Here is a 25,706-nt window from a genome sequence, read left to right on the forward strand (position 1 = left end):
TCAGCCCGCGAACGCGGCCTTGGCCTCGCTGAACAGCGCCTTGGCGGCGGCGGCCGGCTTGGTCTTGCCCTGGGCGACCTCGCCGCCGATGCGCAGGAACGCCGCCTCAATGACGTCGGCGCCGGACGGGTGCGGGGTGATCTTCCCGAGCACGCCGGCCTTGGCGACCTCTTCCTCGTACGCCTTGACGCCCTTGTTGTTGGCGTCGGTGGGCGTGAACGCGTCGTACTGCTCGGTCGTGGCGAGGATGCCGCGGTCGTAGCCCATGATCTTGCCGACCTCGGGGTCGTGGACCATGAAGTCGATGAACTGGGCGACCTCCTTGGGGTGCTTGGTCCCGGAGAAGGCGCTGAGCATCAGCGAGCCGAGGTACTGGCCGGTCTGCTTACCGTCCGTGGTGGGGATCGGCGCGAGCCCGTAGTCCGACTCGCCCTCGCCCTCGTAGCGGATGGAGAAGTTGTCCCAGGTGAACTCGGAGGCGGCGAGTCCCGCCGAGAGACCGGACTTGGGCTTGGCCTGCTCGATCTTCTTCGGGTCGGCGACGAGCCCGGACTTGACGCGCTTGTAGCCGTCCTCCCACCACTGGGTCAGATCGTCCTCCGTGAAGCCGAGGTCGGTGTCGGTGAAGAAGGCCTTGCTGTTCTGGCGGAGGTACAGGTCGTAGAGGTACATGATGCTGAAGTAGCCGGTGTCACCGGCGATCTTCAGCTTGTCCTGGATGGTCTGGAGCGCGTCGAAGTACTCGTCCCAGGTCCAGCCGAACTTCGCCTCGACGCCCGCCTTCTCGAAGGCCTTGAGGTCGATGACGAGCGCCATGGTGTTGGCGCCGACGGGGATGCCGATCTGCTTGCCGTCGACCTGACCGTTCGCCAGAACGCCGTTGCGGAATTTGTCCAGGCTGAGATTCCCGGCGTCCGCCTGCGACTTGAGATCCATCAGAACGCCGCGCTTGTCGTACTTGCGCAGGAAGCCGACCGCATTCTGGAAAACGTCCGGCGGATTTCCGCCGGAGGCCTGGGTCTGGAACTTCTCCCAGAACGCCTCGTAGTCGGTGAATTCAGGCGCGATCTTGATCTTCGGATACTTCTTCTCGAAGAGCGCGATCGTCTTCTTGATGGCAATGGTGCGCGGCTCGCCACCCCACCACGCGTAACGAAGTGTCACGGTCCCGTCCGCGGAACCGCTGTCACCGCCGCATCCGGTCGTCGCAGCGAGCCCGAGCGCGGCTGCCGAGGCCCCGGCCACCTTCAGGATCGTACGCCTCTCAACATTCCCGCTGGTTCTCATCGTCGAGCCTCCCCGCAGCGTCGCTGCCGCCTGCATGAATCGTTTCAAGTAAGCGCTTGCTGGCACAAGTTACGGAGGGCCTCGGGGCGCGTCAATGATTCGGACAGGAATTTCTTGTGGGTCTGCTCGGCGAGTTGACGGCTCGTGAGGGCAGGCCGGTCGGGGCGCCGGTGCGATGCCGCAGGTGAGAGGCGCGCGATCGGTGGATCGAACAGGAAGTTGGCCGCCGTACTCCTGTGCCGGTCGGCTGAAAGTCGTCCGGTCGCCGGTGAGTTGACGAGGCGTCGCCTCGCTGGACTCAGCGCGGAGGACGGACCTTACGAGACGTCACCTACGAGGTGCGGCGAGACGAGTCGCGCACCCCCGCGGCCGCACGCCGAAGAGGCTGCCCACCACACACGGGACCACCTGCCCGCATCGCCGGAGGACTCACTCACGCGAGCCGTCGTACGCGGAAACGACGGCGGCCCGCCTGCACAATCGCAGGCGGGCCGCCGGATCCGGGTGGGCGATACTGGGTTCGAACCAGTGACCTCTTCGGTGTGAACGAAGCGCTCTCCCACTGAGCTAATCGCCCGGACGCAGGAAGAACATTACCCCATGTCAGGGGATGCGTGTGACCAGCGCGGACCCGCACCGGCCGACGCCCGCACCCCCGTCGCGGATCACTGGTCCTTGATCTTCCAGGGCATGACGATGCCGAACTTCCACACGTAGACGCCGACGAGCACGGCGATGATCACGAGACCGATCGACGTCAGGATGATGTTGCGGCGGCGCACCTTCGGATCGAGGGCCTTCTGGGCCGCCTCGGTGACCTTGCGCTTGGTCCAGCGCAGCACCAACTGGGCCCAGACGAACTCGGTCGCCCAGACCGCCATGCCACCGAAGATCACGACCCAGCCGGGTCCGGGCAGCGGCAGCATGATGATGCCGGCGACCACTATCGCCAGGCCGATGATGAAGACACCCACCTGCCAGCTCAGGTGCAGCACACGGCGCGCCTTGATGAACTCCGGCGCTCTCGAGCCGAGGCCCTGCTCGCTGTCGCCTTTCACACCGTCCACTTCGGTCTCGTCAGTCGTCACGGCCACCCCGCCCGACTCGTTACTCCCCGTATTCATACGGCCAAACCCTACCGGACGGAAACCAGTCACCGGAATGGTCGTACCTCGCGAACGGGTCCTCGGCCGGAAGAGTTACGTAAACATACGCAAAACACTCAGAGGGGTTTACAACGGCACCGTAGGTGGCATGTCGATTTCGCCGACGTGCGAATCCCCGAGCGCACACTGAGCGAAAGGCCCTGGCGCTTATGAACACCACGGTCAGCTGCGAGCTGCACCTGCGCCTCGTTGTGTCGAGCGAGTCCTCCCTGCCTGTCCCCGCAGGCCTGCGGTACGACACGGCCGACCCCTACGCCGTGCACGCCACCTTCCACACCGGAGCCGAGGAAACCGTCGAGTGGGTGTTCGCCCGCGACCTTCTTGCGGAGGGCCTGCACCGGCCCACCGGAACCGGCGACGTCCGCGTCTGGCCGTCGCGCAGTCACGGCCAGGGCGTCGTCTGCATCGCCCTGAGCTCTCCGGAGGGCGAGGCACTGCTCGAGGCCCCTGCACGGGCTCTGGAGTCCTTCCTGAAGCGAACCGACGCCGCCGTGCCCCCCGGCACGGAGCATCGGCATTTCGATCTGGATCAGGAGCTCTCGCACATCCTGGCGGAAAGCTAGGGGCGAGGCCCCACAAAGCCGCCCGGCGCCGTCGACTCGGGGAGACGGCTCGGGCCAAGACAACCGCATACGGCACACAGCAGCGCCGTCTTCGCCATGCGAGGGCGGCGTTGGCGCGCCTTGGGGCGGATGGGGGCCGGCCGGCTCGCCCGGCTCAGGAGGGCCGGGCTCGTCGGGAACCGTCCGCGCCGTTACGGCGTTGTATTCGAAGCCACGTGCGAGCGCGGCCGGTGTGACGGCTCTGTGAGCCACTACCATCGGCCAGCATCGGCGGGCACCCCGCCCGACCTCCAGGCCAGGGAGCGAAACGTGCTGATCACCCATGACACCCGGTGTGCGCTCGATGCCGTGGTGGATCTGGTGAACACCGCACCGGATGACGACGGGACTCCGGACGGGCTGCCGGACGTCACGGCTCTCGGGGATTTCGTACGAAAGCACGAAATCAGCGATGTCGGGGTCCTCTCGGAGTTCGATCTCTCGGCGGTACGCAAGGTCCGCGGGCGGTTCGCCGCGATCTTCGCCGAGCCGGACGCCCGGAAAGCGGCGGTCCTGATCAACGAGCTGGTCGCCGCCGCGGGCACCACGCCCCGCCTCACGGATCACGACGGCTACGACTGGCATGTGCACTACTTCGCCCCCGGCGCCTCCGTCGCCGACCACCTGGCGGCCGACTGCGGCATGGCGCTGGCGTTCTTCGTGGTGGCCGGGGAGCAGGAGCGCCTGCGACGCTGCGAGGCGCCGGACTGCCGGCACGCCTTCGTCGATCTTTCCCGCAACCGTTCGCGGCGGTACTGCGACAGCCGTACCTGCGGAAACCGTCTGCATGTGGCCGCCTACCGGGCGCGCCGCAAGGAAGCGGCCGGCTGAGCGGCGGGCTCGCCCGGGGTCCGACACGACCGGTATGGAGACGCGGGCCCCGGCGGGTGGCGCCGGGGGCCACGGGTACGGCTCAGAGCAGCAGCAGATCGTGCAGCGCAGCCATGAGCAGCAGACACCCGATCACCGCAAGGAAGATCATCAGCGGTGGCTGGGAAAGGGCGAAGAGGCACCCGCGAGGCTCGTCCTGAGGTGGCGCGGCCTCGCTCTGTGTCGTGTCCAGCATCTCGCGGCGATGATGGCGCAGTTGCCCCTGGTCGCGCGATCAACACGCCCGGAATGAGCGGGAGTTCGCCGGATTCCGTGATGTCCGTTTCGAGTCTTGATCGCTTACGGCCGGGCGGCGACCCACTGTGTCGTTTCAGACCGGTGTGCGGACGTCATATGCCGTGCTTCTTGAGGATGGCCTCGATGTCGCTGAAGTCGTCGCCGGCGTCGGCGCGGGGTGCGGTCGCGGGTTTGGTCGCCTGACGGGAGCCCGGTCCCAGGGAGGGCGCCGAGGCCGTCGGGGCCACCGCCTCGCTGCGTCCCGCGGCACGCGCCTCCCTGCGCTCCTTGCGGGTGCCGCCTCGGCGGCGCTCCACCGCGCGCGTGCTCGCGAACAGCAGCCAGGACAGGCCGAGGACCCCGAAGCCCGCCCACGCCGTCGGGCTGAACGCGGTGTCCGCCAGCCAGTCGACGACCCCGGTCATCACCAGGCCGAGGGGCACCAGGGAATACGCGGCCATACGCGCGGCCGCGAGGAAACGCTTGCGGTACGCCGTGACCGCCGCGATGCCGAGGCCGGCCGCGGCGACGGCTGAACAGACGGTCTCGGCAATCATCCGGTCCTCCGGGCAGGCTGGGGCGGGTCTGGGTCGGGTCAGGCCACTTCGTCCCTTCCATCCTGCACCGTGGCGACCCCGCGCGGCCATGCCTGGGCGGGACATCAGGGACATCTCCGGGTCGCCTCGTCCGCAGGTGCCGGTCACCGTCGTACGGCCAGGGCCGACGTCCGGGGAAGCCCCAGGTCGGATTGGGTCGTCCGGGCCGGTGCTGGGAGACTGGGGCCATGAGCGACTCCTCCCCCGACCGCCCCGCCGCCCCCGTCCTCGACGTCTGGTGCGAGCTGCAGTGCCCCGACTGCCGCGGCGCGCTCGACGATCTCCGCGCCCTGCGCGCCCGCTACGGCGACCGGCTGGAGCTGCGGCTGCGGCACTTCCCGCTGGAGAAGCACAAGCACGCCTTCGCCGCCGCGCAGGCCGCCGAGGAGGCCGCTGAGCAGGGGCAGGGGTGGACGTACGTGGAGACCGTCCTGGCCCGGGTCGAGGAGCTGGACCGTAAGGGAGAACCCTTCCTGGTCGAGGTGGCCGGGGAACTCGGTCTGGACGCCGAGGAGTTCGACACGGCGCTGATCGACGGCCGGCACATCCTGATCGTCGACGCCGACCAGGCCGAGGGCAAGGCGATCGGCGTGACCGGCACCCCGACGTATGTGATCGGCGGTGAGCGGCTCGACGGCGGCAAGAGCCAGGAGGGCCTGCGCGAGCGCATCGAGGAGATCGCGGACCGGCTGCTGGCCGGACAGGGCGCCTGACCGCCACCGGCCCGACTGGCTGCAGCAGGATCCGTACCCGGTGTACCCCTGCTGCTACAGCAACGTCTTGTACAGGGCGTACTGCCTCGTCTCGTAGCCGAGTGACTCGTAGAGCCGCTCGGCCGGGGCGTTGCCCGCGAAGACGTTGAGGCCGATGGCCCGGTACCCCGCCTCGATCGCCTGGACCTCGGCCAGCAGCATCAGCGTGCGTCCGTGTCCCCTGCCCCGGTGGGCCGCGTCGGTCTTGACGTTGTAGACGTAGGCACGGCCCTCACGCGACGCCATCCACAGGGTGCCCACCGGGATTCCTTCGTGCTCGAGGACGCTGAGGAACACGTCCGGGGTGCGCAGGCCGTCCGGCAGCAGTGTGGCGTGGTCGCGCTCCGACTTGGCCCGCGCCTCGGCCTCCGGGACCCCGCGCTCGGCCCAGCTGCGGACGTAGCCCTCGTGACTCTCGACCAGCCACGATCCGTACTCGGCCTCCGTCAAGGGTCGCCCCCGGCTGCCCGGCGGCAGACCGGGCGGGGCGGCACCGAGCACCTTCTCCATGCCGCGGTTGCGTACGACGTAGCCGAGCGTCGTGGCCAGACGCAGGGCCGGTCCTGCGTCGCCGGCGACCGACACCTCGATCCGCCGGCACCCCCAGCCGCGCGCCACCTCCTCCGCGGCGAGCGCCGCCACGGTGCCCCGGCCGCGTCGCCGGTCCGCCTCCTCGATCCGCAGCTCCGATATCCGGGCCACCGTGTCGCCGAAGACTGGATGCGTCCCGAGGTGAACGACGCCCACGGGGCGGCCGTTCACACACACCTGATAGCGACGCGAACGCGTCCCGTCGTCGTTGCGCTGAAGCGGCTCGGTCGGCCGCAGGGTCGTGGTCATCAGGGGTGTTCTACCCGCCTCGGCGCCCGGGATCAGCCGAATATCCGAGACCGTGGGACGCGCCCGCCGTCTCCGCGTCCGTCACGGATCCAGATCGTCCCCGGAGCGCTCCTCGAAGATCCGCATGGCCTTGGCGGTCACCGGCCCCGCCGAGCCGGGCAGCTCGCGCTCGTCGACCCTGTGCACGGCTTGGACGTCCCGCAGGGTGGAGGTGAGGAAGACCTCCTCGGCCCGCTCCAGCACCTCCAGCGGCAGGTCGGTCTCCTTGGCGCCGGTCCACTCGACCGCCAGCGCGCGCGTGATGCCCGCGAGGCAGCCCGAGGCGAGCGGCGGGGTGTGGATCTCGCCGTCCAGGACGACGAAGACGTTCGACCCGGTGCCCTCGCAGAGTTGCCCGACCGTGTTGCCGAACAGGGCCTCGGAGGCGCCGTGTTGGTGGGCGCGGGCGAGGGCGACGACGTTCTCGGCGTATGAGGTCGTCTTCAGGCCGGTGAGCGCGCCGCGTTCGTTGCGCGTCCAGGGGACGGTGATGACGGACGTCGCGTCGGGGCGGCGGGTGGTCTCGCCGAGGGCGACGACGAGGGTCGGGCCGTGCTCACCGCGGTCGGAGCCGAGGGGCCCGTGGCCGCCGGTGTAGGTGATGCGCAGCCGGCCGAGCGGCATCGGGTTGGCCTCGAGGACGGCGGCGCAGGCGCGGCGGACCTCGTCGTGGTCGGGCTCGGGCAGGCCGAGACCGCGCGCCGAGCGCGTCAGCCGGTCGAGATGCCGGGTCAGCGCGAACGGACGGCCGTCCACCGCCTTCACCGTCTCGAAGATGCCGTCGCCCACGGTCAGCCCGTGGTCGAAGACGGAGACACGGGCGGACTCGATGTCCTGCAGTCCACCGTCGAGCCAGATCCTCACGATCGCAGTCCCTCTCCACTCACCTCGTACACTCCCGACGCTACCGCGAGCAGCCGGGCCGCCTTCAGCTCGGTCTCCCGCCACTCGCCTTCCGGGTCCGACCCCCAGGTGATCCCGGCACCGGTCCCGAACCGCAGCGCCCCCGCGGGGCGGTCGATCCAGAACGTACGTATCCCGACGGCCAGCTCGCCGACGCCCCGGTCGGCGTCGATCCACCCGATGCCGCCGCAGTACGGTCCGCGGGGCGCCGTCTCCAACGCGTCGATGATCCGCAGCGCACTCGACTTGGGCGCACCGGTGACCGAGCCGGGCGGGAAGGCGGCGTCGAGCAGCTCGGGCCAGCCTGCACCGGCGCCCAGCTCACCCCGCACCGTGGACACCAGATGCACGAGCCCGGGGTGCTTCTCCACGGCGCACAGGTCGGGGACGGTGACGGTCCCGGTGCTACAGACACGGCCGATGTCGTTGCGCACGAGGTCGACGATCATCACGTTCTCGGCGTAGTCCTTCTCCAGAAGGTCCGCCTCGGTACGCCCGGTGCCCTTGATCGGCCCGGACTCCACGATCCGCCCCTCCCGGCGCAGGAACAGCTCGGGCGACGCGGTGGCGATCTCCACCCCGTGCTCCGGCAGCCGGATCGTTCCTGCGTACGGCGCCGGGTTACCGCGGGCGAGCAGGGCGGTGAGGGCGTCCACGTCGGCGTCCGGGCCGATCGGCGCACTCAGGACGCGGCAGAGGTTCGCCTGGTAGACCTCGCCTGCCGCGATGTGCTCGCGTATCCGCCGTACGCCCGCCGTGTACGCGCCTCGATCAAGGGAAGACGTCCAGTCACCGGCCGCCGGGCCCTGCCACTGTCCCGGCACTGGTGCGGGCACGGGCTCCTCTCGTACGTCCCGGAAGCGGGCGCAGGTCAGACCGCCCTCGAAGTCGGCGCGGACGGCCCAGAAGCCACGGGAGTCCAGGGCCGCCGGATCGCTGGTGACATCGAGGAGGCCGGTGGCGACGCGGTCGCCGAAGCGGGCGAGGGGAGGGAGGTCGAGCACGCAGTCGAGTCTATGGCGGGTGACCTGCGGGTGACCCGGCCATGTCCCTTCGGGGGTCCTCGACAGGCCCCTGAGCAGGTGCAGCGCAGCACGCTGCACAAACGTGTTTTTGTGCTGGCCGGGGAATCCGCTAGAGTTCAACACGTCGCCGGGACGCGGAAGCGGACCGAAACGACAAGCGGACGTAGCTCAGTTGGTAGAGCGCAACCTTGCCAAGGTTGAGGTCGCGAGTTCGAACCTCGTCGTCCGCTCGAAGGAAGAAGGGGATCTTCCCGACCCCCTGCACTCCTGGTGGAGTGGCCGAGAGGCGAGGCAACGGCCTGCAAAGCCGTCTACACGGGTTCAAATCCCGTCTCCACCTCCAAGGACGATTAGCTCAGCGGGAGAGCGCTTCCCTGACACGGAAGAGGTCACTGGTTCAATCCCAGTATCGTCCACTGGATCTTCGGATCCCCCCGCGCGATTAGCTCAGCGGGAGAGCGCTTCCCTGACACGGAAGAGGTCACTGGTTCAATCCCAGTATCGCGCACGCAGTAGCTCGTGATCTTCGAGTGAATGTCGATCACGGTCCACTAGGACGATTAGCTCAGCGGGAGAGCGCTTCCCTGACACGGAAGAGGTCACTGGTTCAATCCCAGTATCGTCCACACTCCGAAGCCCCCGGTCGATGACCGGGGGCTTCTTCGTGCTCTGGTGCGGCTCAGCTGGAGAACAGCATGTGGCCGAAGCTCTTGTGACGCTTGTGGCCGTAGTGACCGCCATGGTGCCCGCCGTGCGGGGCGCCCCAGGCGGGGGCCTGAGGTGCGGCCGGGTAGGCCTGCGGGGCGGCCGGAGGCGGCGGGGCGGGCTGGGACCACTGGGACTCCAGGCGCGTCAGCGACTCCAGCTCACCGTAGTCGAGAAAGATCCCGCGGCAGCCGCTGCACTGCTCGATCTGAACGCCGTTTCGGTTGTACGTGTGCATCGGCGCATGGCACTTCGGACACTGCATGGGCTCAACTCCTCGCCGGTCGGTCCTGCTTCGCGTATCGCCAGGACAGACTCTGTCCGGCTGCGGTCGGTTGCACCCTACTTTGCGTATCCCTGGGTCAACTCAGGGGGGAGCGAAGCCATTCGGTCGCAGGCGTCGACGAGGGCCTGCTCGACCTCGTCCAGGAGACGGCCCCCGGCCAGGGCCTTGGTGATCGCCCGGGCGGCGGTCTGCACGGTGAGAGCGCGGGCCGGGACGTCCAGTGCCGGCCAGGGGTCGCCGTGGGCGGGGACGGCCGGACCGCCGGCGGCACGGTACGCGGTGAGGAAGCGGTCCCATTCGTCGGGCGGCAGCAGCCCGCAGGCGTACCAGGCGGCCGGCCGCCCGAGATCCCAGGCCGGTACGCCCACGCCGAGGTCGTCGACGTCGATGAGCAGCCAAGGGCCGTCCGGGGCCGGGTGACGGACGAGTTGGCCGAGGTGGAGGTCGCCGTGGCAGAGGGTGGTGGTGTCGGGCTGCGCGGCCTCGGCGCGGGCCCAGGCGGGAAGGGTGTCCCAGGCGCGGAGCACGGCGGTCGTGCCGGGTGTCAGGTCTGTGCCGGTGGCCGCGCGGAGGCGGGATACGGCGAGGGCGGCCTTGGCGGGGCCGCGCATGGCGGGCAGCGGCGTGGGCGCGGGGGTCCGGTGGAGACGGGCGAGAAGGGTTGCCGCCGCTTCCCAGGGGGCCGCGTCGGGATCTCCCGGGTCGACCGGGATGCCGTACGGCCAGAAGGTCACGAGCCGGCCGTGCAGGTCGACGGGCGTGGGGCCGAGCGGGGGCAGGAGGAGGCCGGGGAGGTGCTTGGCGGCGGTGAGGCGGGGAGTCAGGTCGCGGGGGGTGAGGTCCGGGGCGTGGGCCTTGGCGACGGTGTCGGCGTGCCGGACGACGGTGGCGTCGGGGCGGTCGGCGAGGGTGACGGTTGCTCCGCAGGGACAGGGGGCGGTGCGTGAGTGCGCCGCGGCTTTGACTTGTGCGGTGAGGTGGGGCAGGAGGGGGTTGGGGGTGAGGGTCACTGGGGTCCCTTGGGTGCGGATGCTTTGGGGCCGAGGGTACGTGGGGCGGTGGTGGCGGCTCGGGCGTACGGACGCGTACCGCCGGCTGGGCGGGGTGCGTGCGCAGCCCGGCGCGACGGGGTGCCGCTGCGCCCACCCGTGCCGCCCCAGCGGCACGACTGCCCGCAGCTACGTCGGCGCGACGGCCCGCGGCTACGCCGGCTGCTGTACCCGCGTGGGGATGGCGCGTACCCCCAGGGGCCTGCAGTCGCGTACGGCGGGAAGGGGACGGACGTGTGGGGGGTGTCCGCCCGCAGTGGCCGGCGCCAACGCGCGGTACCTCCTGGCCTCAGTCCAGCCACCGGAGGCGCCACACAAAAGCAATGCCGGCGCAGCTCCCCAGCTGCGCCGGCATTTGTGCCGTCCGCCGCACCCCCGTCCCCACGGGGTTTCATGGATGGATGTCCCCGCCCGGACCGCTCTTCCGGGCCTGGGGTCGCCGCTCAGCGCCCCAGCATCACACCCACGGACGACGCCTGTGTGGCCACCGTCTCCCAGCCGTCGAAGACGACGAGGAGGAGGGCCGCCAGGGGGAGGGCCATGAGCGTCGCCACCAGGGGGTGGCGGCGGCCCTGGCGGCGGGAGCGCAGCGCTGTGCGCTCCTGCGTGCGGATCAGTGTCCGCGGTGCCGTGTGGGCCATGGTCCCTCTCCTGACCTGTATGAGTTGTCGTTGGCAGCGGCGGGTGTCTGACCTCGGGGGACGAGTGCTGCACCCGCCGCTTGACCTCAAATCTAGGCGTCCTGGCCACCCCGGGCGTCATGCCCTCGTACCGATTGCCGGGCCTCCCGGAGGATGAGCCATGACCTGCGGAGTACTCCCCTGGGTGGAGACGAGGTCCTAGGTCTCGGGGTCTTCCCCGAGGGGACGCCCGGTCTACCCCGATTTCTCCGAGCCCTCCTCACGCGGCACCGGCTGCTCGACCAGCGCCAGGACCCGGTTCGCCATGAAGCGGGCGGTACGCACCACGGATCCGTTCCGGGTGACTTCGCTCACTTCCACGACACCCCGACGCACCGCCGTCTCCACCCGGCGGCCCGCCCTGCTCGCCACCACCTCGTAGGTACGCGTCGTGTCCCCTGCGTCCACGACTATCTCCACGCGATCACCCTTCACGGGCCCAATCCCCCTTCTGCGATGGGTGGTTGGGGGACGAATCGGGCCGAAGTCGCCCTGCTCACCAGCCCCCTGACCACCCTTCAAGTCTCCCACCCACCACTGACAATCCATCCTCCCGAGAGGGCGCGGCCTCTGCGCACGGCGGCCCACGGAAACGTAAGCTGTGGCTCGTCACACGGACCGGGCAGCGGGGATGAACATGGCGATGATGCGCCTGAGGCGCGAGGACCCGCGCGTCGTCGGCTCGTTCAGGCTTCACAGAAGGCTCGGCGCGGGCGGCATGGGCGTCGTCTACCTGGGCTCCGACAAGAAGGGCCAGCGGGTCGCCCTGAAGGTGATCCGGCCCGACCTAGCGGAGGATCAGGAGTTCCGCTCGCGGTTCGCCCGTGAGGTCTCGGCGGCACGGCGGATTCGCGGAGGCTGTACGGCACGGCTCGTGGCCGCCGACCTCGAAGCGGATCGACCGTGGTTCGCGACGCAGTACGTGCCCGGCCCCTCTCTGCACGACAAGGTCGCCGACGAGGGCCCGCTCGGTGCTGCGGAGGTCGCCGCCGTAGGGGCCGCCCTGTCCGAAGGGCTGGTCGCCGTCCACGAGGCGGGGGTCGTGCACCGGGATCTCAAGCCCTCCAACATCCTCCTCTCCCCCAAGGGCCCGCGGATCATCGACTTCGGTATCGCCTGGGCGACGGGGGCCTCGACCCTCACGCACGTCGGTACGGCGGTCGGCTCCCCCGGCTTCCTCGCGCCGGAGCAGGTGCGCGGCGCCGCCGTCACCCCGGCCACGGACGTCTTCTCCCTCGGCGCCACGCTCGCCTACGCCTCGATGGGTGACTCGCCCTTCGGGCACGGCAGTTCCGAGGTGATGCTGTACCGCGTCGTCCACGAGGAAGCGCAGCTGTACGGCGTACCGGACGCCCTGGCCCCGCTGGTGCGGGCGTGTCTGGCGAAGGACCCGGAGGAGCGGCCCAGCACGCTCCAGCTGTCGCTGCGGCTCAAGGAGATCGCGGCCCGGGAGGCTCAGGGGCTGTCGGACGTACGGCCGCCCGCGCAGCGCAGCGCGGAGGCGGACCGGCCGACCGGGCGGCTCGCCGACACCTATGCGGAGCCGCAGCGCGCCCAGCGTCGCCCCCAGGGGACTGCCCCGGCGCGCGGCACCGGCGCCTCGCGGGTGCCCGGACCCGCACGTGACGGGGGTCCGTCGAGGGGCGGTGGCGCGGCGCATGGCGGTACCGCGTCGTCCAGGTCCGGGGCCCGTCCGGTGCCGGGGGCACGGAACAACCCGCGTTCGGGCAACGGCGGCCGGCCCACGCCGCGCGGTGGCACCGGCCGTCCGGCGCCGCGGAACACGGGGACGGGGCGGCGGCCCGCCAACCCGCAGCTGCTGCGGCAGCGGCTGTTCGTGTTCGTCGTGGTGACGCTGCTCGTGGCGCTCGGCATCGCCGCGGCCCAGGGCTGTCAGGGGCCGCAGCGCGGGCTCGGGGGCGACGGGGAGGTCGTACGGCAGCCGCAGGAGCACGTCGAGTCGGGCTACCAGCCGATGGACGGGGACTCGATGTCCGACCAGTACGAGTCGACCTTCGACATCTCCGAGTAGCGGCCCCGACCAGGCGTCACGGCCGGCGTCACAGGCCGGGCAGGATCCGTTCGAAGAACTCCCGGTCGCCTTCGAAGACCGGGTCCAGGGACAGGAACTCCTCCGGTGTGACCCAGCGGGCCTCGCCGACCTCGCCCGGGTCGGGGACCACCTCGCCGGTGTCGGCCCGGGCCGTCCACCAGTGGAGGCGGAAGGAGCCGTCGTCCGTCTCCGACTCCCACACCTTCGCCAGGGGTACGACGGTCAGGCCCACCTCCTCGCGGACCTCCCGGAGGACGGCCTCCCGCTGGGTCTCCCCCGGCTCGATCCTGCCGCTGAGGGGCTGCCAGTAGCCGGGGCGCGCGACGGCGGGGCCGCGGCGGATGGCGAGCACGCGGTCGGCGCGGAGCAGGACCGCGACGACCGCCTCGCGCTGCGCCATCGCCGTGCGGCTCAGGTCTGGGGGCGGCCGGTGGCCACCGCGTAGAAGGCGACCGCTGCCGCCGCGCCGACGTTGAGGGAGTCGACGCCGTGGGACATCGGGATGCGGACCCATTCGTCGGCGGCGACGAGGGCCTGCGTGGACAGGCCGTCGCCCTCGGCGCCCAGCATCAGCGCGACCCGGTCCATCCGGTGCGGGGCGGCCTCGTCCAGGGCCCTGGCCTTCTCGTCGGGGGTGAGGGCGAGGAGGGTGAAACCGGCCTCGCGGACCGACTCCAGGCCCTTGGGCCAGGTCTCCAGACGGGCGTAGGGCACGGAGAAGACCGCGCCCATGGAGACCTTGACGCTGCGGCGGTAGAGCGGGTCGGCGCAGTCCGGGGAGAGGAGCACCGCGTCCATGCCGAGGGCGGCGGCCGACCGGAAGATGGCGCCGATGTTGGTGTGGTCGTTCACGGATTCCATGATCACGACCCGGCGGGCGGTCTGCAGGAGCTCGGCCGCCGTGGGCAACGGCTTGCGCTGCATGGAGGCCAGCGCGCCGCGGTGCACGTGGTAGCCGGTGACCTGTTCGGCGAGGTCCGGGCTGACCGCGTACACCGGGGCCGGGAGCTCGTCGATGACGTCGCGCATGACGTCGACCCACTTGGCCGAGAGCAGCATGGACCGCATCTCGTAGCCGGCTTCCTTCGCCCGTCTGATGACCTTCTCGCCCTCGGCGATGAACAGGCCCTCGGCCGGCTCGCGCTTGCGGCGCAGGTCGACGTCGGTCAGGCCCGTGTAGTCGCGCAGGCGCGGGTCGTCGGGATCCTCGACGGTGATGAGATCGGCCACAGGGTGATACTGCCTTGTCCTGGGTGCGGTGCCAACGGCTCGGAACGGATGGGTTACCCGCGGTTACGCGGAAGGCTCGGTCCTACGTTCACGACCTCGCCGATGACGATCACCGCCGGGGGCTTCACGTCCTCGGTCCGTACGGTCTCCTCGACCGTCGCCAGGGTCGCGTCGACGCGGCGCTGGGCGGCCGTCGTGCCCTCCTGGATCAGGGCGACGGGGGTGTCCGCGGACTTGCCGTGCGCCACGAGGGTCTCGGCGATCCTGCCGATCTTGTCGACGCCCATGAGGATGACGAGGGTGCCGGTCAGCCTGGCCAGCGACGGCCAGTCGACGAGCGAGCGCTCGTCGTCGGGGGCCACGTGGCCGCTGACCACGGTGAACTCGTGGGCCACGCCCCGGTGGGTGACCGGGATACCGGCCGCGCCCGGGACCGAGATGGAGCTGGAGATGCCGGGGACGACCGTGCAGGCGATGCCCGCCTCGGCGAGCGCCTGGAGCTCCTCCATGCCGCGCCCGAAGACGTACGGGTCGCCGCCCTTCAGCCGGACGACCGACTTGCCCTGCTTGGCGTGCTCGATCAGGGCGTTGTTGATGGCCTCCTGGGCCATGAAACGGCCGTACGGGATCTTCGCCGCGTCGATCACCTCGACGTGGGGCGGGAGTTCGGCGAGGAGGTCGCGCGGGCCGAGGCGGTCGGCGATGACGACGTCGGCCTCGGCGAGCAGGCGGCGGCCGCGGACGGTGATCAGGTCCGGGTCGCCGGGGCCGCCGCCGACCAGGGCGACGCCGGGGGTGCGGGTGCGGTGGTGGGGGGCGACGAGGGTGCCGTCGCGCAGGCCCTCGACGACCGCGTCGCGGATGGCCGCGGTGTGGCGGGGGTCGCGGCCGCGGGCGCTGGTGGTGAGGACGGCGACCGTGACGCCCTCGCTGTGGCCCGTCGCCGGGGTCCAGGCGGTGGCGGCGTCGGCGTCGTCGGAGCGGACGCACCAGACGCGGTGGCGCTCCGCTTCGGCGGAGGCCCGCATATTCGCTTCCCTGTCGCCGGTGGCGATCAGGGCGTACCAGGCGTCGGCGAGGTCGCCGTCCGCGTAGGGGCGCCTCTCCCAGGTGATCTCGCCCGCGTCCGCCATGGCCTCGACCGACGGGGTCGCTTCGGGCGATACGAGGAGGATGTCCGCGCCTGCCGCGATCAGCGCCGGGAGGCGGCGCTGGGCGACCTGGCCGCCGCCGAGGACGACCACTTTGCGGCCGGTGAGGCGGAGGCCTACGGGGTAGGCGGGGTTTTCGGCCATGAGGGTGCGGCTCCTCTGTACGGCGGTGCAGTGGCCCTGACGTGCGGATTTTACGGGGCGGGTGGGGAGGGTGGCTCAGGTGTCCGGTGGCTGAGCTTCGTTGCCGGGTGCGGGTGCGTGGGTCTGTGCCCACCCGTTCCGCCCTGCGGAACGACTGCCCACAGACCCACGGGCGGCGCCCACGTCCGGCGGGCTGCACAGGCACCGCGGGCTGCCGTGCTCTGTCGCGGAGGGAACCGGTACTGCCTGTCCCCAAGTTCCCTCGCGCCTACTTCTCAGTTACCCCCGCCGAATCGAACGTCGCCACCTCGTGCATCGCCCGCGCCGTGCTCTGCACCAACGGCAGGGCCAGCAGCGCGCCCGTGCCCTCGCCGAGGCGGAGGTCCAGGTCGACCAGAGGGCGCAGGCCCAGCTTGTTGAGGGCGGCCACGTGGCCGGGCTCGGCGCTGCGGTGGCCCGCGATGCAGGCCGCGAGGACCTCCGGGGCGATCGCGCGGGCCACCAGGGCGGCGGCGCCGGCGCTGACGCCGTCCAGGATCACCGGCGTACGGAGGGAGGCGCCGCCCAGCAGGAGGCCGACCAGCGCGGCGTGCTCGAAGCCGCCGATCGCCGCCAGGACGCCGATGGGGTCGGCCGGGTCGGGCTGGTGGACCTCGATGGCGCGGCGGACGACCTCGGTCTTGCGGGCGAGGGTCTCGTCGTTGATGCCGGTGCCGCGGCCCGTCACCTCGGCCGGGTCGGTGTCCGTGAAGACCGAGATCAGGGCCGCAGACGCGGTGGTGTTGGCAATGCCCATCTCGCCGGTCAGCAGGGCCTTGTTACCGGCCGCCACCAGGTCACGGGCCGTCTCGATGCCCACCTCGATGGCCTGCTTGGCCTCCTCGCGGGTCATCGCGGGGCCGGTCGTCATGTCGGAGGTGCCCGCGCGGACCTTGCGGGGCAGCAGGCCGGGGGTGGCGGGCAGGTCCGCGGCCACGCCCACGTCCACCACGCACACCTCCGCGCCCACCTGGCCCGCGAAGGCGTTGCAGACCGCGCCGCCGCCGAGGAAGTTGGCGACCATCTGGGCCGTCACCTCCTGCGGCCACGGGGTGACGCCCTGGGCGTGCACGCCGTGGTCACCGGCGAAGATCGCGACGGCCGCGGGCTCGGGGATCGGCGGCGGGCACTGGCGGGACAGGCCGGACAGCTGAGCGGAGATGATCTCCAGCATGCCGAGCGCGCCGGCCGGCTTGGTCATGCGCTTCTGCCGCTCCCAGGCCTCGCCGAGCGCCTTGGCGTCCAGCGGGCGGATCTGGGCGACGGTCTCGGCGAGCAGGTCGTGCGGCTCCTCACCGGGCAGGGCGCGGCGGCCGTACGTCTCCTCGTGCACGACCCACGACAGCGGGCGGCGCTTGGACCAGCCGGCCTGCATCAGCTCGGGCTCGTCCGGGAACTCGTCGACGTACCCGACGCACAGGTAGGCGATGACCTCCAGGTGCTCGGGCAGACCGAGGGCGCGGACCATCTCGCGCTCGTCGAAGAAGCTGACCCAGCCGACGCCGAGGCCCTCGGCGCGGGCGGCGAGCCAGAGGTTCTCCACTGCGAGGGCGGCGGAGTACGGCGCCATCTGCGGCTGGGTGTGCCGGCCGAGGGTGTGGCGGCCGCCGCGGGTCGGGTCGGCGGTGACGACGATGTTCACCGGGGTGTCGAGGATGGCCTCGATCTTCAGTTCCTTGAACTGCTTGGCCCGGCCCTTGGGGAGGGACTTGGCGTACGCCTCGCGCTGGCGCATGGCCAGTTCGTGCATGGTCCGCCGGGTCTCGGCGGAGCGGATGACGACGAAGTCCCAGGGCTGCGAGTGCCCCACGGAGGGCGCGGTGTGGGCCGCCTCCAGGACGCGCAGCAGCACCTCGTGCGGGATGGGGTCGCTGCGGAAGCCGTTGCGGATGTCGCGGCGCTCGCGCATGACCTTGAGAACGGCCTCGCGTTCGGCGTCGTCGTAGGCGGGCGCTGCCGGGCCGGTGGACTGTCGCACTTCTTCCACGGCCGTGCTCTCTTCTGCGGGGGCTTCTTGGTCTTCCTGGTCGGCGGCCCGGGTGTCCAGGTCCTCCGCGTGCTGGGCGAGTTCGGGGTCGCCCTCGCGGGGCGCGGGGACCGTGGCGACGGGGGCCGGCGCCTCCCCCGTGGGGAGGACCGTCGGCTGCGGCGGGGTCGGCGCGAGGTGCGGGGTGGTCGGCACCGAGCCCTCGACCGGGACGAACTGGCCCAACGACGGGTCGGGCGTGGGCTCCAGGGGCGTGACCGGTCCCTCGGATCCGTCGGCGGACTGGGCTGCCAGGGGCTGGAGCTGCGGGCCGGCGGGTTCGGCGACGAAGGGCTGGGGGGCCTCGGCCGGTGCGGTGTCCGCCGCAGGGGTCGGCTGCGGGTCGGTGGAGTCGGGGGCCGCAGCTTCCGTGACGGGGTCCGTGGCGAGCGGTTGGGCGGCCACGACCGGTTCGGCGCCGGCGTCCGGGGTCTGCTGGGCGTCCGGCACCTGGGCCGCTGGGTCCGCGATGGAAGGTTCCGCGTCGGGGGCGGTGGGGCTCACGGCTTCGGCCTGCCCTTCGGCGTCGGGGGCAGGGGCGTTCGAAGCCACGGCCTGCGCTTCGGCGTCAGGGACGGTGGCGCTCGCGGCCACCGCCTGCGCTTCGGCGTCAGGGACGGTGGCGCTCGCGGCCACAGCCTGCGCTTCGGCGTCAGGGACGGTGGCGCTCGCGGCCACAGCCTGCGCTTCGGCGTCCACGTCCGTCGGAGCCCCGTCCTGCGGCGGCTGCGGGGCCTGCGCGGGGTGGGGGCCCTGGATGGCTTCGGGGGCCTGTGCCTGCGGGTCCGGGACCTCGGCAGGCTGGGCGACCGGGGCAGGAGGCTCGCCCTGCTGCTCGGCCGCGATCTGCTCGACGTCCGCGGGCTGCGGGGCCGGTTCGGCGGCTACGGCTGCGGAGGCGCCGTCGGTGGCCGCGGCGACGGCCTCGGCCGGCTGCGAGTCCGGTGCGATGTGCTCGGCATCCGCGGGCTGGGGGGCCTGGGCATCGTCCGGCACGGGCGGGACGGGGACGGCCTCGGGGGCCTGCGCCTCCGGGGACTCGACGGCGGGCTCGGCTGCCGCGGCCTCGGCTGCGACGGGCTCGGAGACCGGCGCCGGGGCCTCGGGCGCGGCGGCGTCGAGTACCTGGGCGGCTTCGGGAGCGGAGGCGTCGGCGACCTGCGCGGTCTCGGGGGCGAGCTCCTCGGGAACCTGCGCCGGCTCAGGGGCGGCACCCTCGGGAACCTGCGCCGGCTCAGGGGCGGCACCCTCGGGCGCCTGCTCCGACTCAGGGGCAGCGCCCTCGACGGCCTGCTCGACCGCAGCGTCCGGCGCCACGGCAACCGGCGCGGCCTCCGCGTCAGCCGCCTCGGAAGCCTGAACAGTTTCCGGCGCGGCTTCCGGGGCGTCCGGGCCGGACTCAGCCGCCGGGGCCTCGGTCACCGGCGCGGTTCCGTCCACGACGGCTTCGGCGGCCTCGGCAGGCACAGCGGCAGCGGCAGCGGCAGCGGCAGGCAAGTCCTCGGGAGCCTGCCCGGGCTCAGCGACCTGGCCACCCTCCGGGGCGGCGCCAACTCCCGCGACCTGCGCGGCATTCGGGTCACCGGCACCGTCAGGCACCTGCGCGGCACCCGAGTCGGCGTCGCTCGCCGGGACTTCCCCGGCGGCCGTGCCGTCCTCACCCACGGCCCCCGCGACCTCGCCGGCACCGGAGTCGTCCGCACCCGGCACGGCCTCGCCGGCCTCCGCAGCGGGCACAGCCGCCGCGATCTGCTCGGCCTCAGCGGCAGGCGCGGCGCCCGCGGCCTCGTCGGCACCCGGAGCAGCCTCAACGCCGATGGCCTCGGCGGTACCCGGTGCAGCCGCGACACCCATTGCCTCGTCGGCACCCGGAGCGGCCGCAGCACCGGCCGCCTCTGCCACACCCGGCTCCTGCACGGCCGCGGGCATCTGACCGGCGTCCTGGCCAGGCACCGCCGCGGCGACCGGCGCGGCGTCGCCACCCTGCGGTTCCTGACCGCCGTACACGACCTCCTGCGGCACAGGCGCACCGGCTTCGGCGCCCTGGGCGGCGTTCGTCGGGGCACCGGCCTCCGTGGCCACCACCGCCTGTGCCACGCCCACCGGCTCGCCACCCGGCTGTCCGGTCGGGACAACCGTTTCGCCAGCCGACGCCTCCGCGCCGACCGGCGCGGGGGCCGGAGCCTGGGCCTGGACGGCGGTCTGGACCGGGGCACCCCAGGGAGCCGCCGGCTGCGGGACCTGTGCCTCGTGGTGCTGGGGGGCGTCGAAGTACTCGGGGCCGGTCGGGGCCGGGCCGGGCTGGCGGGTGGGGGCGCCTACGGCGCCGCGGTCGGCGAGGGAGCGGACCGGGCTGGCGGAGGCGTCGGGGATGGGCGGGCCGAGATGCAGCGGGCGTCGGGGCGTGATGGGCGGGATCGGCGTCGTGGGGGCCGTCGGGCCCGGGAGGCGGACGCCGCTCAGGTCGACCGAACCGCTGTCACGGCCGGAGATCTGGTGCGCGTCGGGCTCGTGCACCGCCTCGACGACCGGCTCCGGGGCGGGCGGGGCGACCTCGTTGCCCCAGGCGCCCTGGGAGCCGGGCAGCAGCAGGTCTTCGTCCTCGGCGGTGGTCTCGGAGAGGTAGGTGTACGTACCGTGCGCCGCGGGGGCGCCCGGCTGCTCCACCATGCCTGCGCTCTCCGGCAGTCCCTCGCCCGGGACCTGGCCGGTGTCGGTCATGCGTACCCCTCGCCCATCGGTTAGTGCTTCTACGACCAGCTCACCGGGGACGGCGCACCGACCGCCCCCGCAGTGAAGAACGAGCGTGTGTGCCCAGCGGCACGAACGACCCGCCCAAAAAAGGCGACAAAGCCATTGAGTGGCATTGTCGTGGCCGTTCGGCCGTCGCGACAGGCTGATCCGCGACAGGCCGCTGTGGACTGCGCCACGTTGCGCGTCCTCCGGTTTCGCCGTACCACACCCGCCCCAAACGGGGCGTGTTTTTCCGGACATTGACCGACGAAGTGCCGGGCGACCGAGTGCGGTACAACGATCGGCCAGCCTACCGCGCGCGGTATGACAACAGGATCACCGGGACGACCGCACGGTCATACCGTGCGGTCGGGCAATACCCCGCTGAGCAGGAACGCGACACTGCGCTCCCGCTCCGTCCAGGCCCGCGTGTCGAGTTCGACGGACTGCAGGAGGGCGCACTCGACGTCGTAGCCGTGTGAACTGAGGTCGCGTCCGACGATCTCGGCGGCGTCACGGGTCGCGGCGTGCGTGACGATGCGCTGCGGGCGCCGGTCGGCGACGGCCGAGACGACCGCCGCTCCCCCGCCGCCGATGCGGACGACGTCCGGTTCGGCGAGGTTCTCCAACGCGTGCGGGGCCGTGCCGTGGACGATCTGGAGCTGGACCCCGAAGGCGCGCGCGTTGGCCTCGGTGCGGGAGCAGGCCTGGGGGTCGCGGTCGACGGCGATGACGGCGGCACCGGCCCGGGCCGCCTCGACGGAGAAGGCGCCGCTGCCGCAGCCGATGTCCCACACGAGGTCGCCGACGCGCGGGCCCAGCCGGGTGAGTTGGGCGGCGCGCAGCGGTTCCAGCTCACCTTCGCCCATGAGGCCGCCGTAGGACTCGGCGGGCAGGGTCCAGCCGCGCGGTCCGGCGCCCGGGTCGCGGCCGGCGATCCAGCCGCCGCCCTCCGCCGCGGCACCTCTTCCGGGGTGTCCGCCGATGACGATGACGACGTTGGGGTCGCGCCAGGTGTGGTCGGCGGCCTTGTCGGAGGTGACGACGGTGACGCCCTCGCGATCGGTGCCCAGCGCCTCGCAGATGACGAAGGTGCGGTGGACGCCCTCCAGGAGCAGGCCGAGTTCGGCGGGTCCGGCGCCCGGTGAGGTGAGGACGGCGACCTTGGTGTGGGCGCGGCATACATTCACCGCGCGTCGCAGGGTGCGGCGGTGTGCGACGACCACCTGTGCGTCGTCCCAGGGCATACCGGCCCGGGCGAAGGCGGCGGCGACCGAGGAGACCGCGGGGACGACTTCGACCTCCAGGCCGAACTCGGGCGCGCGCAGGGTCCGTACGACTCCGAAGAAGCCGGGGTCGCCGTCGGCGAGCACCACCGCGGTGCCGCGGTGGCCGGCGATACGACGGGCGGCGAGGGCGACGCTGCCGAGGCGGATGCGCTCGGCGGCGGGGGGCACCTCGGGGAGCGCCAGGTGGTGGGCGGCACCGGCCACGAGCGTGGCGGCACCGAGGGCGGAGCGTGCCGCGGCGGTCAGGGGCGAGCCGTCCCAGCCGATCACCGTGACGCGGTCGGCCATCGTCGTCAGTCTCCAGGGTTCGCGCAGGTCGTCGTGGGCCGGCCCGAGGGGCGGGCTACGTGAGAGTACCTGGTGTCAGTTCCAGTCGCCGAACGATGTGAAGCCGCCGTCCGGCTGGTCGCCGACCCCCTCCAGGTCCTCGGGCAGGAGGCTCCAGACGATGAGGTCGGTACGGACGTCGGTCCACTCGCCGCTGTCGGCTTTCGTGCGCGCTATCCAGGCGCCCCGCAGCACGCCCTCGCTGATACAGCCGATTTTCTGCGCCACCTGCTGGGAGGCGGCGTTGTCGGCGGCGGTGCGCAGCTCCAGTCTTTCGAACTTCTGGTCGCGGAAGAGCCATTGGGCTGTGGCGAGGGACGCTTCGGAGGCGTAGCCCTCGCCGCGGGCCCAGGGGGCGATGACGTAGGAGATCTCGCTGGAGCGGACACGCCAGTTGGTGTTCTGCAGGTGGACGATGCCGACGAGACGCTGGGTGAGGAATTCGTCGACGGCGAAGACGATGCCGCGTCCCTCGGTGCGTTCGGCGGGGGCGAGTTTGGTGATCCAGGAACGGGCGTCGGCCTCGGTGTAGGGCTGCGGCACCGACGTCCATGCGGTGACGAGCTCGTCGTTCATCATCTCGGCGAACGCCTCGATGTCCAGTTCCTCGAAGGGGCGCAGCACCAACCGCTCCGTGCTGATGGAGATGTTGGGGAAGGTGCTAGTCATGCGCCGCTCCGTAACCTTCGACGAAACCCTCAGGGCCTGCTGAACTGCCCAGCATGCAGCATGAAAGCACTGAACTGCACCACGGGGTCCACACCAAGTGAAGGAGTGGACCCCGTGCGTGGCGATACGCCGTATACGCCCCGTCAGAAGGCGGCGACGACCGCGCCGTCGTACTTGTCCTCGATGAACTTCTTCACCTCGGGCGAGGTGAGCAGCTTCGCGAGCTTCCGCACGCGCGGGTCGTGCTCGTTGCCCTTCTTCACGGCGAGGAAGTTGCCGTACGGGTTGTCCTTGGGCGACTCGGCGGCGATGGCGTCCTTCGCCGGGCTCAGGTCGGCCTCCAGCGCGTAGTTGCCGTTGATGACCGCGGCGTCGACATCGCCGAGGGAGCGCGGCAGCTGAGCGGCCTCGAGCTCCTTGAACTGGAGGTTCTTGGGGTTGGAGGCGATGTCCTTGGGGGTCGCCTCGTAGCCGACGCCCGCCTTCAGCTTGATCACGCCGTTGGCTTCCAGCAGCTTCAGCGCGCGGGCCTCGTTGGTGGTGTCGTTCGGCAGGGCGACCGTGGCGCCCTTCTTGAGGTCCGTGAGCTTCTTGACGCCCTGGGAGTACACGCCGAGCGGCTCCAGGTGGACCGTGGCGTTCGGCACGGCGACGATGTCGGTGCCGTTCTTCTTGTTGAAGTCGTCCAGGTACGGCTGGTGCTGGAAGTAGTTGGCGTCGACCTCACCCTGCTGGACGGCCGTGTTCGGCAGCGTGTAGTCGGTGAACTCCTTGATCTCGAGTTCGAGTCCGGCCTTCTTCGCGAGGTTGTCCTTGATGTAGCCGAGGATCTCGCCCTGCGGGGTGGGCGTGGCGGCGACCGTCAGCGTGCCGCTCGCGTCGCTACCGGAGTCCTTGCCCGAGCCGCACGCGGTGAGCCCGAGGGTGAGGGCTCCGGTGGCGAGGACGGCAGTGGTGAACTTGGCGGTGTTACGCACGAAAAGTGCCTTTCCTTATGGGTGGTGCGTCCCCGACTTGGGTGTGCGGGGAGTTCTGGGTAGTTCCGGATGGTCGTCCGGGGGATTCAGACGGTCTTGCTCGTCGCCGTGGACGCCTTCAGCAGCCGGAGCTTCGGCCCGGGGCCCGAGTGGCCGCCCCGCCGGTGCAGGGAGCGGGCCGCGTAGTCGCCGGCGAACTGGATGAGGGAGATGACGACGGCGAGGATCGCGACGGTGAGCCACATCAGCTCGGTCTCGAAGCGCTGGTAGCCGTAGCGGATGGCGATGTCGCCGAGACCGCCCGCGCCGACCGTGCCGGCCATGGCGGAGTAGCCGATGAGGGCGACGATCGTGGTCGTGGTGCTGGCGATGAGGGACGGCAGGGACTCGGGGACGAGCACCTTGCGTACGACCGTCCAGGTGTTGCCGCCCATCGACTGCACGGCCTCCACGAGCCCGCCGTCCACTTCGCGGACAGCCGTCTCGACGAGGCGTGCGAAGAACGGGATGGCACCGATCGCGAGCGGCACGATGGCGGCCTCGCGGCCGATCGTGGTCCCGGTGACCCAGCGCGTGAAGGTCATCAGCGCGACCATCAGGATGATGAACGGCATCGAGCGGGCGACGTTCACGATCTGCCCGATGACCTTGTTGGCCAGGACGTTCTGGAGCAGGCCGCCCCGGTCGGTGAGGACGAGGAGGATGCCGAGCGGGAGGCCGCCGACGACCGCGATGACGGTGGACCAGCCGACCATGTAGAGGGTGTCCCAACACGCCTGCTCCAGCAGGGGCTGCATCTCGGACCAGGTCACTTGGCACCTTCCTTCACCAGCGCGGAGACGGGCGCCTGGGCGTCTTGGCCGATGACGTCGATCTGCAGGCCCTGTTCACGCAGGAAGCCGATCGGCACGACGTTGTCCTCGTAGCGGCCGGGCAGTTCGATGCGCATCCGGCCGACCTGGAGGCCGCCGACGGTGTCGATGGCGGCGCCGAGGATGGAGATGTCGATGTTGTAGGTGCGTGAGAGCTGGGAGATGACCGGCTGGGTGGCGGTCTCGCCCTGGAAGGTGACGTCGACGACGGTGCGGTCGTCGGAGGAGGCCTCGCCGCCCACCGGGAAGAGCGCGGAGGCCAGTTCGGAGCCGGGTGTCGCGAGCAGCTCGCTCACCGTGCCGGACTCGACGATGCGGCCGTTCTCCATGAGCGCGGCCGAGTCGCAGATCGACTTCACGACGTCCATCTCGTGGGTGATGAGCAGGACGGTCAGGCCCAGCTGCCGGTTCAGGTCGCGCAGCAGCTGGAGGATGGAGCGGGTGGTCTCCGGGTCGAGGGCGCTGGTGGCCTCGTCGGAGAGCAGCACCTTGGGGTCGCCGGCCAGCGCGCGGGCGATGCCGACGCGCTGCTTCTGACCGCCGGAGAGCTGGGCGGGGTAGGCCTTGGCCTTGTCCGCGAGACCCACCAGGTCGAGCAGCTCAAGTGCCTTGCGGGAGCGTTCCTTCCCCGACTTGCCGAGGATCTCCAGCGGAAGCTCGACGTTGTCCTGGACCGTCCGCGAGGACAGCAGGTTGAAGTGCTGGAAGACCATGCCGATACGGCTGCGCGCCTGGCGGAGCTCCTTGCCGGCCCGGGGACCGCGTCCCGCGAGGGCCGTGAGGTCCTGCCCGGCGACGGTCACCGTCCCGGCGGTGGGGCGCTCCAGCAGGTTGACGCAGCGGATGAGCGAGGACTTGCCGGCGCCGGACTGGCCGATGACGCCGTACACCTCGCCTTCGCGGACGTGCAGATCGACGCCGTCGAGGGCGGTGACCTCGCGGCCGCGTGAGCGGTGAGCCCGGTAAATTTTCGTCAGGCCCGTTGTGGTGATCACTGGGGTTTCCGTCACTGTCGAGTGCGCGGCACCTCGTGGGCGCCGGGCACGTGGCGTTCATGGTCGAAGGCAGCCAGAACGCAGCACGGTTCTCGCAGGCGCGGTGGAACCGGTGAGGAGAATCGTGTGCGCGGGGGCGGGGCTCAGTCCCGTACGCGTGGCGT

The 25,706-nt window shown here is 71.5% G+C and carries 24 protein-coding genes and 6 tRNA genes; 9 read left to right on the forward strand and 21 right to left on the reverse strand.

What is annotated here, in order from left to right:
• From ACIREI_RS16350 to ACIREI_RS16360, 3 genes are all read right to left on the reverse strand, one after another.
• On the reverse strand, window positions 1-1,287 hold the full coding sequence (locus ACIREI_RS16350; protein WP_403333115.1) for an ABC transporter substrate-binding protein: 1,287 nt from the start codon (window positions 1,285-1,287) through the stop codon (window positions 1-3).
• Between the two features lie 505 nt (window positions 1,288-1,792).
• Window positions 1,793-1,864, reverse strand: a tRNA-Val gene (locus ACIREI_RS16355).
• An 88-nt stretch (window positions 1,865-1,952) separates the two neighbouring features.
• On the reverse strand, window positions 1,953-2,411 hold the full coding sequence (locus ACIREI_RS16360; protein WP_403333118.1) for a TIGR02611 family protein: 459 nt from the start codon (window positions 2,409-2,411) through the stop codon (window positions 1,953-1,955).
• Window positions 2,412-2,602: 191 nt separating this feature from the next.
• On the opposite strand from ACIREI_RS16360, the gene ACIREI_RS16365 reads away from it, so the two are divergent.
• Complete coding sequence (locus ACIREI_RS16365; RefSeq protein WP_004002642.1) at window positions 2,603-3,016, forward strand: SsgA family sporulation/cell division regulator; 414 nt, start codon at window positions 2,603-2,605, stop codon at window positions 3,014-3,016.
• A 309-nt stretch (window positions 3,017-3,325) separates the two neighbouring features.
• Window positions 3,326-3,886: a CGNR zinc finger domain-containing protein gene (locus ACIREI_RS16370; RefSeq protein ID WP_403333121.1), complete on the forward strand. Its 561-nt coding sequence runs from the start codon at window positions 3,326-3,328 to the stop codon at window positions 3,884-3,886.
• A gap of 82 nt (window positions 3,887-3,968) precedes the next feature.
• Here the strand turns inward: ACIREI_RS16370 and ACIREI_RS16375 are convergent, their stop codons facing one another.
• Both ACIREI_RS16375 and ACIREI_RS16380 read right to left on the reverse strand, forming a co-directional pair.
• Window positions 3,969-4,121, reverse strand: coding sequence for a hypothetical protein (locus tag ACIREI_RS16375; protein ID WP_004002639.1), 153 nt, complete (start codon window positions 4,119-4,121; stop codon window positions 3,969-3,971).
• Window positions 4,122-4,275: 154 nt separating this feature from the next.
• Window positions 4,276-4,719 (reverse strand): hypothetical protein, encoded by a 444-nt coding sequence (locus ACIREI_RS16380; RefSeq protein WP_403333124.1) that lies wholly within the window; start codon window positions 4,717-4,719, stop codon window positions 4,276-4,278.
• Window positions 4,720-4,946: 227 nt separating this feature from the next.
• Between ACIREI_RS16380 and ACIREI_RS16385 the strand changes: the two genes are divergently transcribed.
• Window positions 4,947-5,471 (forward strand): DsbA family protein, encoded by a 525-nt coding sequence (locus ACIREI_RS16385; protein ID WP_403333127.1) that lies wholly within the window; start codon window positions 4,947-4,949, stop codon window positions 5,469-5,471.
• A gap of 54 nt (window positions 5,472-5,525) precedes the next feature.
• Here the strand turns inward: ACIREI_RS16385 and ACIREI_RS16390 are convergent, their stop codons facing one another.
• From ACIREI_RS16390 to ACIREI_RS16400, 3 genes are all read right to left on the reverse strand, one after another.
• Window positions 5,526-6,350, reverse strand: coding sequence for a GNAT family N-acetyltransferase (locus tag ACIREI_RS16390; protein ID WP_403333130.1), 825 nt, complete (start codon window positions 6,348-6,350; stop codon window positions 5,526-5,528).
• 81 nt (window positions 6,351-6,431) lie between these two features.
• On the reverse strand, window positions 6,432-7,253 hold the full coding sequence (locus tag ACIREI_RS16395; protein WP_403333133.1) for an aminotransferase class IV: 822 nt from the start codon (window positions 7,251-7,253) through the stop codon (window positions 6,432-6,434).
• The gene (locus ACIREI_RS16400; RefSeq protein WP_403333136.1) at window positions 7,250-8,296 is read right to left on the reverse strand and encodes a chorismate-binding protein; all 1,047 of its coding nucleotides are present in this window, start codon (window positions 8,294-8,296) and stop codon (window positions 7,250-7,252) included. The genes ACIREI_RS16395 and ACIREI_RS16400 overlap by 4 nt, the downstream gene beginning before the upstream one ends.
• 178 nt (window positions 8,297-8,474) lie before the next feature.
• On the opposite strand from ACIREI_RS16400, the gene ACIREI_RS16405 reads away from it, so the two are divergent.
• The 5 genes from ACIREI_RS16405 to ACIREI_RS16425 all read left to right on the forward strand — a co-directional run bounded on the left by ACIREI_RS16405 (window position 8,475) and on the right by ACIREI_RS16425 (window position 8,943).
• A tRNA-Gly gene (locus ACIREI_RS16405) sits at window positions 8,475-8,547 on the forward strand.
• 39 nt (window positions 8,548-8,586) lie between these two features.
• Window positions 8,587-8,660 (forward strand) — tRNA-Cys (locus ACIREI_RS16410).
• Window position 8,661: 1 nt separating this feature from the next.
• Window positions 8,662-8,733, forward strand: a tRNA-Val gene (locus ACIREI_RS16415).
• A gap of 20 nt (window positions 8,734-8,753) precedes the next feature.
• A tRNA-Val gene (locus ACIREI_RS16420) sits at window positions 8,754-8,825 on the forward strand.
• 46 nt (window positions 8,826-8,871) lie between these two features.
• A tRNA-Val gene (locus ACIREI_RS16425) sits at window positions 8,872-8,943 on the forward strand.
• A 53-nt stretch (window positions 8,944-8,996) separates the two neighbouring features.
• Here ACIREI_RS16425 and ACIREI_RS16430 read toward each other — a convergent pair.
• The 4 genes from ACIREI_RS16430 to ACIREI_RS16445 form a co-directional block, all read right to left on the reverse strand.
• Window positions 8,997-9,287: a zf-TFIIB domain-containing protein gene (locus ACIREI_RS16430; RefSeq protein ID WP_403333139.1), complete on the reverse strand. Its 291-nt coding sequence runs from the start codon at window positions 9,285-9,287 to the stop codon at window positions 8,997-8,999.
• Between the two features lie 77 nt (window positions 9,288-9,364).
• The gene (locus ACIREI_RS16435; protein ID WP_403333142.1) at window positions 9,365-10,318 is read right to left on the reverse strand and encodes a phosphotransferase family protein; all 954 of its coding nucleotides are present in this window, start codon (window positions 10,316-10,318) and stop codon (window positions 9,365-9,367) included.
• A gap of 482 nt (window positions 10,319-10,800) precedes the next feature.
• The gene (locus ACIREI_RS16440) at window positions 10,801-10,998 is read right to left on the reverse strand and encodes a hypothetical protein (RefSeq protein ID WP_403333144.1); all 198 of its coding nucleotides are present in this window, start codon (window positions 10,996-10,998) and stop codon (window positions 10,801-10,803) included.
• Window positions 10,999-11,232: 234 nt separating this feature from the next.
• Window positions 11,233-11,472 carry a hypothetical protein gene (locus ACIREI_RS16445; protein ID WP_403333147.1) on the reverse strand — a complete coding sequence of 80 codons (240 nt, stop codon included), beginning with the start codon at window positions 11,470-11,472 and terminating at the stop codon, window positions 11,233-11,235.
• A gap of 196 nt (window positions 11,473-11,668) precedes the next feature.
• On the opposite strand from ACIREI_RS16445, the gene ACIREI_RS16450 reads away from it, so the two are divergent.
• Window positions 11,669-13,069, forward strand: a complete 1,401-nt coding sequence (locus tag ACIREI_RS16450) for a protein kinase (RefSeq protein ID WP_403333679.1) — start codon at window positions 11,669-11,671, stop codon at window positions 13,067-13,069.
• A 28-nt stretch (window positions 13,070-13,097) separates the two neighbouring features.
• Here the strand turns inward: ACIREI_RS16450 and ACIREI_RS16455 are convergent, their stop codons facing one another.
• From ACIREI_RS16455 to ACIREI_RS16495, 9 genes are all read right to left on the reverse strand, one after another.
• Window positions 13,098-13,490 (reverse strand): NUDIX domain-containing protein, encoded by a 393-nt coding sequence (locus ACIREI_RS16455; protein ID WP_403333150.1) that lies wholly within the window; start codon window positions 13,488-13,490, stop codon window positions 13,098-13,100.
• An 11-nt stretch (window positions 13,491-13,501) separates the two neighbouring features.
• Window positions 13,502-14,320 (reverse strand): TrmH family RNA methyltransferase, encoded by an 819-nt coding sequence (locus tag ACIREI_RS16460; protein WP_403333152.1) that lies wholly within the window; start codon window positions 14,318-14,320, stop codon window positions 13,502-13,504.
• A 53-nt stretch (window positions 14,321-14,373) separates the two neighbouring features.
• Window positions 14,374-15,615 carry a uroporphyrinogen-III C-methyltransferase gene (cobA, locus tag ACIREI_RS16465; protein WP_403333154.1) on the reverse strand — a complete coding sequence of 414 codons (1,242 nt, stop codon included), beginning with the start codon at window positions 15,613-15,615 and terminating at the stop codon, window positions 14,374-14,376.
• A 268-nt stretch (window positions 15,616-15,883) separates the two neighbouring features.
• Window positions 15,884-20,401 carry a nicotinate-nucleotide--dimethylbenzimidazole phosphoribosyltransferase gene (gene cobT, locus ACIREI_RS16470; RefSeq protein WP_403333156.1) on the reverse strand — a complete coding sequence of 1,506 codons (4,518 nt, stop codon included), beginning with the start codon at window positions 20,399-20,401 and terminating at the stop codon, window positions 15,884-15,886.
• 368 nt (window positions 20,402-20,769) lie between these two features.
• Window positions 20,770-21,990, reverse strand: a complete 1,221-nt coding sequence (cbiE, locus tag ACIREI_RS16475; RefSeq protein ID WP_403333158.1) for a precorrin-6y C5,15-methyltransferase (decarboxylating) subunit CbiE — start codon at window positions 21,988-21,990, stop codon at window positions 20,770-20,772.
• A gap of 75 nt (window positions 21,991-22,065) precedes the next feature.
• Window positions 22,066-22,698, reverse strand: a complete 633-nt coding sequence (locus ACIREI_RS16480) for a GNAT family N-acetyltransferase (protein ID WP_403333160.1) — start codon at window positions 22,696-22,698, stop codon at window positions 22,066-22,068.
• A gap of 143 nt (window positions 22,699-22,841) precedes the next feature.
• Window positions 22,842-23,675 (reverse strand): MetQ/NlpA family ABC transporter substrate-binding protein, encoded by an 834-nt coding sequence (locus tag ACIREI_RS16485; RefSeq protein WP_403333162.1) that lies wholly within the window; start codon window positions 23,673-23,675, stop codon window positions 22,842-22,844.
• Between the two features lie 86 nt (window positions 23,676-23,761).
• Window positions 23,762-24,487 (reverse strand): methionine ABC transporter permease, encoded by a 726-nt coding sequence (locus ACIREI_RS16490; protein WP_403333164.1) that lies wholly within the window; start codon window positions 24,485-24,487, stop codon window positions 23,762-23,764.
• Complete coding sequence (locus ACIREI_RS16495) at window positions 24,484-25,542, reverse strand: methionine ABC transporter ATP-binding protein (RefSeq protein ID WP_403333166.1); 1,059 nt, start codon at window positions 25,540-25,542, stop codon at window positions 24,484-24,486. The genes ACIREI_RS16490 and ACIREI_RS16495 overlap by 4 nt, the downstream gene beginning before the upstream one ends.
• Window positions 25,543-25,706: the final 164 nt, after the last annotated feature.

This window comes from Streptomyces sp. NPDC093591, assembly GCF_044764885.1.
Classification (GTDB): Bacteria; Actinomycetota; Actinomycetes; order Streptomycetales; family Streptomycetaceae; genus Streptomyces.

What these genes read in the sequence shown, in the direction of transcription:
- cobA (WP_403333154.1), bottom strand. Translation starts at nt 15,615, where the DNA reads ATGGCCGAAAACCCCGCCTACCCCGTAGGCCTCCGCCTCACCGGCCGC.
- ACIREI_RS16360 (WP_403333118.1), bottom strand. Translation starts at nt 2,411, where the DNA reads ATGAATACGGGGAGTAACGAGTCGGGCGGGGTGGCCGTGACGACTGAC.
- ACIREI_RS16430 (WP_403333139.1), bottom strand. Translation starts at nt 9,287, where the DNA reads ATGCAGTGTCCGAAGTGCCATGCGCCGATGCACACGTACAACCGAAAC.
- ACIREI_RS16380 (WP_403333124.1), bottom strand. Translation starts at nt 4,719, where the DNA reads ATGATTGCCGAGACCGTCTGTTCAGCCGTCGCCGCGGCCGGCCTCGGC.
- cbiE (WP_403333158.1), bottom strand. Translation starts at nt 21,990, where the DNA reads ATGGCCGACCGCGTCACGGTGATCGGCTGGGACGGCTCGCCCCTGACC.
- ACIREI_RS16390 (WP_403333130.1), bottom strand. Translation starts at nt 6,350, where the DNA reads ATGACCACGACCCTGCGGCCGACCGAGCCGCTTCAGCGCAACGACGAC.
- ACIREI_RS16455 (WP_403333150.1), bottom strand. Translation starts at nt 13,490, where the DNA reads ATGGCGCAGCGCGAGGCGGTCGTCGCGGTCCTGCTCCGCGCCGACCGC.
- cobT (WP_403333156.1), bottom strand. Translation starts at nt 20,401, where the DNA reads ATGACCGACACCGGCCAGGTCCCGGGCGAGGGACTGCCGGAGAGCGCA.
- ACIREI_RS16375 (WP_004002639.1), bottom strand. Translation starts at nt 4,121, where the DNA reads ATGCTGGACACGACACAGAGCGAGGCCGCGCCACCTCAGGACGAGCCT.
- ACIREI_RS16440 (WP_403333144.1), bottom strand. Translation starts at nt 10,998, where the DNA reads ATGGCCCACACGGCACCGCGGACACTGATCCGCACGCAGGAGCGCACA.
- ACIREI_RS16350 (WP_403333115.1), bottom strand. Translation starts at nt 1,287, where the DNA reads ATGAGAACCAGCGGGAATGTTGAGAGGCGTACGATCCTGAAGGTGGCC.
- ACIREI_RS16480 (WP_403333160.1), bottom strand. Translation starts at nt 22,698, where the DNA reads ATGACTAGCACCTTCCCCAACATCTCCATCAGCACGGAGCGGTTGGTG.
- ACIREI_RS16365 (WP_004002642.1), top strand. Translation starts at nt 2,603, where the DNA reads ATGAACACCACGGTCAGCTGCGAGCTGCACCTGCGCCTCGTTGTGTCG.
- ACIREI_RS16450 (WP_403333679.1), top strand. Translation starts at nt 11,669, where the DNA reads ATGAACATGGCGATGATGCGCCTGAGGCGCGAGGACCCGCGCGTCGTC.
- ACIREI_RS16385 (WP_403333127.1), top strand. Translation starts at nt 4,947, where the DNA reads ATGAGCGACTCCTCCCCCGACCGCCCCGCCGCCCCCGTCCTCGACGTC.